Origin of the sequence: Edaphobacter sp. (assembly GCF_035532915.1) — a bacterium.
Classification (GTDB): domain Bacteria; phylum Acidobacteriota; class Terriglobia; order Terriglobales; family Acidobacteriaceae; genus Edaphobacter.
On sequence record NZ_DATKQC010000165.1, the window covers coordinates 1 to 5,186 of the forward strand.

The following is a 5,186-nucleotide window of genomic DNA, read 5'->3' on the forward strand; positions in this document are numbered from 1 at the left end:
TCGACGGTCTTGGCGCGCAACTCGTCGTCGGAGAGCGCCTGGATGGAGGGCTCAAGGTCATTGATCTGCTTAACGGCTGGCAGAAGGCGCTTTACGGCGCGTTCGTTGCTGGTGCCGAAGACTTTTGCAAAAGCTTTATCGAGCAAACTGGTGTCCTTCGGGGTGCATTTTTCCCCCAAGGTCTAGTGTAAATGGTCTGCGGGCGGTGGTGGGGCTAACCGCGTCGAGTTACTGAGCTTTGAGGTACGCAACGAGTGGCGAGTGTGCCTTGCGCAACGCAATCGCGACAGATTGAGCATTGAGTTCAGCCCCTTCGGCACTGGTATGGGTGTGGTCTTTGGGAAAGAGGAGTGCGGTCTTTTCCTGTCCGGTGGCTTCGAGGCGGTCTGCTTCGACAGTGGCCATGTCGACATAGGCGACGTGCTCGTCGGAGGCCAGTTGCTTGAGTTCGGCGTCGTAGCCCATGTCGCGCTCGATCTTGCCGTCCTTCCAGATATTGCGGACAGTCAGTGAGAGCAGGATGGGCGTCGCCTTCCTGGCGCGGGTATCGGCGATGTATTTGCGGATGTACCAGCCGTAGGTATGGACGGTTTCGGCGTGGCCGTCGGGCAGGGTAACGTCCTTGGTCTCGTCGCCCAGGCCTTTGAGGCTGCCGCGTGCCTTAGGCCCGTCAAGACTTCCGCCGTCGTTGTGGCCCATCTGGATGAGCACAAAGTCGCCGGGCTTCATCTCGGCGAGGACACGGTCCCACGAGCCTTCGTTTATGAAGGTGCGGCTGCTCCGGCCGGCACGGGCGCGGTTGGCCACGTTAATGCGCGTCGTGTCGAAGTAGTGTGCAAAGTGGTCGCCCCATCCAAGGTCGGCCTGGTTGCGCGCAGTCGAGTCGCCAACAACGAAGACGGTAGGCAGATTGGGGTTCAGCGACGCCACGGGAGCTACCGAGGTTTGTACCGGAGTCGGAGGCGGCTGGAGCGAATTCTGTGCGAAGGCCACTGCGGCAGTGAGCAGGAGGAGAGCGGAATAGCGGCTGAGGCGAGCGGCGGCGAGCTTGACACTGGGCATGGCCGTAAGAGTAGCTGATGGAGTGCGTAAAGTTCAATAGAAATAATATTTCTATTATTTGAAACTTTTTACGAGACAGGCAGTAATAGGAGTGGCATTGAACAAAGTCTCAGCGTAGGCTGGCGGGTGAATCCAAAGGATATTCGTCAGGGGAATTGCTGATGTTGAGTTATGGGCAGAGCACCTTTGCCATCGTTTTCGCGCTGTTGGGGGCCATGATCCTGGTGGCTATAATCAATCGGCTATGGCCGGTGTCGAGCCGCAAGAGCCTCAATGACGTCAATGCGTGGCAGATGGGCGTTCTGGGGACGACTTACGGGGTCATTCTGGGGTTCATGCTCTTCACCGTCTGGACGGACTTTCGCACGGCAGAGATCGACGTCGCGCAGGAGACGGCTGCTTTGCTGAACGTGCATCGCGTCGCCGCAGGTCTGCCCTCGCCGCAGCGCGAGCAGATGAACGCGCTTGCCATCAAGTATGCGGACGCCGTCATCAACCAGGAGTGGCCTGCGATGCAGACGCAGCGTGTCAGCCATGCCGGGGATGCCGTGCTCGAGCAGATGTGGCAGGTCCTCATCGGTGCCCAGGCACAAAATATAAGGGAGACCACCACCCTGGATCATCTGACGACGGCGATGACCGGCCTGGGCGAGCGACGCAGGTTACGCGACGAAGAGCACGAGAGCAGGTTGCCCGGCGTCCTCTGGGTGTTGTTGATTGTCGGCGGGATGGCCACCGTCGTCTCCTCATGCCTGCTTGGGAACGACAAAAAGTGGCTGCACTATGGCCAGGTCCTGGCGCTGACGTTTGTGGTGTCGCTGACGCTTGCAACCATTGCCGATCTGGCGAGACCATTTGAGGGAGCGGTCTCCGTCTCTCCCGCCTCGCTGCAGCGAGCAATGGTGATTATGCAGACGGATACGCCGCACTAGCTGTTTAGTCTTTGCAGGTGAGGTTGCATACTCTTCGGCTTGCCGGCTGGCGGCTCTCAGGGGTTTGGCCCGGCTTTCCATTTCAGCATCGGTTCTGTTACAAATAGGTTGGTGTCAGTCAGGTCTCAGAGACCTGACCGTTGGATCGCGCATGCGATTCTAAGACCGTAACCTCCTGAAAAGAATAAGGTAGCGAACAATGGCGAAGGCAGTATGGAATGGCCAGACGCTGGCCGAGAGTGAGACATACGAGACAGTTGAGGGAAATATTTACTTCCCGGAAGAGACCGTTAAGCGAGAGTTTTTGAGACCCAGCTCGACAACGTCCAGTTGCCCCTGGAAGGGCCAGGCGCGCTACTACACCATTGTCGTGGATGATCAGGAAAACCAGGACGCGGCGTGGTACTACCCCGATCCAAAACCTGCAGCCCGCAACGTGAAGCATCACATTGCCTTCTGGCGAGGCGTTGAAGTCACGAAGTAGATTTAGAATCAATACAAATGGGAGAGGCTGCGGCCTCTCCCATTTGCATTAATAGGCTTGTGCCTGGTCCAGCGGCAGACGAACTTGAAAGCAGGTCGCTCCAGGATTGGATTCGACCGTAAGGAAACCGGAGTGACGGTTGACGATGCGCTGGGCGGTATCGAGCCCCAGTCCGAGACCGTGCCCGGGAGCCTTCGTGGTGAAAAAAGGCTCGAAGATACGCGACTGGATGGCAGGGTCGATCTCCGGGCCGTTGTTCCGAATCTCGACCGTCGCCATAGTGCCGGTGAGGCAGGTTCGCAGGCTAAGGACGCCCGGTTCTCCGCTGGAGCGGATAGCTTCGATGGCGTTTTCGATGAGAGCCGTCCACACCTGGCTGAGTTCGCTGCCATAGGCGCTGATCGGCGGCAGGGCCGGATCGAAGTCGCGCTCGATGGTGATGCCCTGCAGCCGCGAGGAGAACATCGCCAGCGTAGCCTCGAGCGACTGGGCAATTTCGATGTCCTGAATCGGCGCCTGGTCCATGTAGGAGTAGTCCTTGATGGCGCTGATGAGGTCGAAGATGCGGACGGTCGAGTCGACGATAGCCTCGGTCATACGCTCGACCCGCAGCGACGTCGCAAAGGTGCCGATGGTAATAGGTATAAGCTCCGGTGGGGCGTGGCGGGCCAGATCGTCAAGATGTTCGAGCGTGATGCGCGTCTCGGAGAGCGAGGGCGCAATCGTCCATGGCTCGGTGACGTTGTGGTCGATGAGCCACTTTGTGAGCTGCTCTTCGCGGTCCGAGAAGGCCAGCGGATTCTGAGGCGCCACTGTCTGTGGAGAGTAGGACGCCATGCTGGCGCGGGTGCGGGTCACCCAGTCCTTGTAGATCCTGGACTGCTCTGGCGTAAGAGAAAGCGAGCCCAACAGATATTTCTGGTCTCCATACTTGCGCAGCTCGCCGAAGAGACTGGCGGCGGAGCGTTGTGCCGCCGATGCCGGATTATTCAGCTCATGAGAGAGATTGCCCGCAAGTTTGCCCAGCGCGGAGAGCTTCTCGGCCTGCTGCTCCATGCGCGTTACTTCACGCACGCGGTCGAGCAATACGGAGACGCACCGTTGCGCCATCGAGGGGATGGCCTGCAGCATCTCTGGGAACAGAGACTCGTGAATATCGAGGACCCAGCTGGGGCCGATGGTGTAGCCGTCTCCGCCGTAGAACTTCATGCGGGAGAAGGGCAGCTTGCCGGTCATCTGGCCTGCCCGCCCGACAAAGAGAGCCATGGGGCCGGAGTGACGGCGGCGGACATGGACCTCTCCGCGAAGGATGAAGACAAGATGCGAGGTGGGCGCTCCTTCGCGAAAGATGAGGGCATCGCCTCCGTCGCTGATGCGCTCGGTGCCGTGGTTGGCCAGCCAGACGTACTCCTCGTCCGCGAGCCCGGCCAGCGGCGTGATGGTGCGCAGCGCATCGACGACTTCAGGCAATGGGGTAGGGGTTGCAGGTGTTATCGGAACGAGGTATGGCTCGGCTTGGAGGATCGCGGTTTCCATAGGGCGGGGCTCCAGTTCTGTTGTTATGGTAGTCGATGCTGTAAAGTACGCAGATTTTTATGTGCAGGTTCCCTTATAAAAGCACAAAGGGCGGAGCCAGAAGCCCCGCCCTTCGTTTGGTTGCGAATGGCGGTCAGGCCTTGACGACGGCTCCGTCTTTGACGACGACGGGGTCGAGGAACGGCATCGACTTGCGAAGCTCCGCGCCGACCTTTTCGATCTGGTGCGCTGCTTCCTGCTTGCGGATGCGGGCGAACTCGTGGCGGCCGGTCTCGTTCTCTTCGATGAACTTCTTGGCGAAGCTGCCGTCCTGAATATCGTTGAGCAGACCCTTCATCGCCTTCTTGACTTCGGCGGTGACGATGCGCGGACCGGCAACGTAGTCGCCCCACTCCGCGGTGTCCGAGATGGAGTGGCGCATGTACTCAAGGCCGCCGCGATACATCAGGTCGACGATGAGCTTCAGCTCATGCAGCACTTCGAAGTAAGCAAGCTCCGGCTGATAACCAGCCTCGACCAGCGTCTCAAAGCCAGCCTTGACCAGCGCCGAGGTGCCACCGCAGAGAACTGCCTGCTCGCCAAACAGATCGGTCTCGGTCTCTTCGGTGAAGGTGGTCTCGAGCACACCGGCGCGCGTGGTGCCGATGCCCTTGGCGTAGCTCAGTGCAAGCGCGAGCGCCGTGCCGCTGGCGTCCTGCTCGACGGCTACGAGCGCGGGAACGCCGCCGCCTTCGGTGAAGACCTCGCGTACGCGATGGCCCGGAGCCTTGGGAGCGACCAGTGAAACGTCAACACCGGCGGGCGGGGTGATGGTGCGGAAGCGGATGTTGAAGCCGTGCGCGAACATTAGCGTCTTGCCGGGAGCAAGGTTTGGCTCGATGTCGGCGTGGTAGACCTTCGCCGCGGTTTGGTCGGGCGTCAGGTTCATGATGACGTCGGCCCACTTGGAGACTTCGGCAACGGTGCCGACCTGAAGGCCGGCCTTGCGCGCGCGCTCCACATTGGGGCTATCGGCGCGGAGACCGACGCGTACATCGACGCCGGAGTCCTTGAGGTTGAGTGCATGGGCGTGGCCCTGCGAGCCATAGCCGATGATGGCGACTTTCTTCGCCTGGATAAGAGAGAGGTCTGCGTCTGCGTCGTGGTATGCCTTAGCCATGATTGTGTTCGTG

General features: G+C 60.0%; 6 protein-coding genes. 3 read left to right on the forward strand and 3 right to left on the reverse strand.

Features of this window, described 5'->3' with window-relative positions; all coding sequences use genetic code 11:
• A partial coding sequence (locus VMU57_RS08070) for a hypothetical protein (RefSeq protein WP_325382250.1) occupies positions 1–191 on the forward strand: 191 nt, incomplete at its 5' end.
• Positions 192–228: 37 nt separating this feature from the next.
• Here the strand turns inward: VMU57_RS08070 and VMU57_RS08075 are convergent.
• A complete protein-coding gene (locus VMU57_RS08075) occupies positions 229–1,062 on the reverse strand; it encodes a rhamnogalacturonan acetylesterase (protein ID WP_325382252.1) in 834 nt (277 codons plus the stop codon).
• Positions 1,063–1,223: 161 nt separating this feature from the next.
• On the opposite strand from VMU57_RS08075, the gene VMU57_RS08080 reads away from it, so the two are divergent.
• Both VMU57_RS08080 and VMU57_RS08085 read left to right on the forward strand, forming a co-directional pair.
• Positions 1,224–1,994 carry a DUF4239 domain-containing protein gene (locus tag VMU57_RS08080; protein ID WP_325382255.1) on the forward strand — a complete coding sequence of 257 codons (771 nt, stop codon included), beginning with the start codon at positions 1,224–1,226 and terminating at the stop codon, positions 1,992–1,994.
• A gap of 199 nt (positions 1,995–2,193) precedes the next feature.
• Positions 2,194–2,478, forward strand: coding sequence for a DUF427 domain-containing protein (locus tag VMU57_RS08085; protein WP_158909488.1), 285 nt, complete (start codon positions 2,194–2,196; stop codon positions 2,476–2,478).
• Between the two features lie 48 nt (positions 2,479–2,526).
• Here the strand turns inward: VMU57_RS08085 and VMU57_RS08090 are convergent, their stop codons facing one another.
• Positions 2,527–4,014: a sensor histidine kinase gene (locus VMU57_RS08090; RefSeq protein WP_325382253.1), complete on the reverse strand. Its 1,488-nt coding sequence runs from the start codon at positions 4,012–4,014 to the stop codon at positions 2,527–2,529.
• Between the two features lie 133 nt (positions 4,015–4,147).
• Positions 4,148–5,176, reverse strand: coding sequence for a ketol-acid reductoisomerase (ilvC, locus tag VMU57_RS08095; protein WP_349255563.1), 1,029 nt, complete (start codon positions 5,174–5,176; stop codon positions 4,148–4,150).
• Positions 5,177–5,186 lie beyond the last annotated feature (10 nt).

Excerpts from the sequence above, each read along its gene's own strand:
- VMU57_RS08090 (WP_325382253.1), bottom strand. The coding sequence starts at position 4,014 with ATGGAAACCGCGATCCTCCAAGCCGAGCCATACCTCGTTCCGATAACA.
- VMU57_RS08080 (WP_325382255.1), top strand. The coding sequence starts at position 1,224 with ATGTTGAGTTATGGGCAGAGCACCTTTGCCATCGTTTTCGCGCTGTTG.
- VMU57_RS08085 (WP_158909488.1), top strand. The coding sequence starts at position 2,194 with ATGGCGAAGGCAGTATGGAATGGCCAGACGCTGGCCGAGAGTGAGACA.
- VMU57_RS08075 (WP_325382252.1), bottom strand. The coding sequence starts at position 1,062 with ATGCCCAGTGTCAAGCTCGCCGCCGCTCGCCTCAGCCGCTATTCCGCT.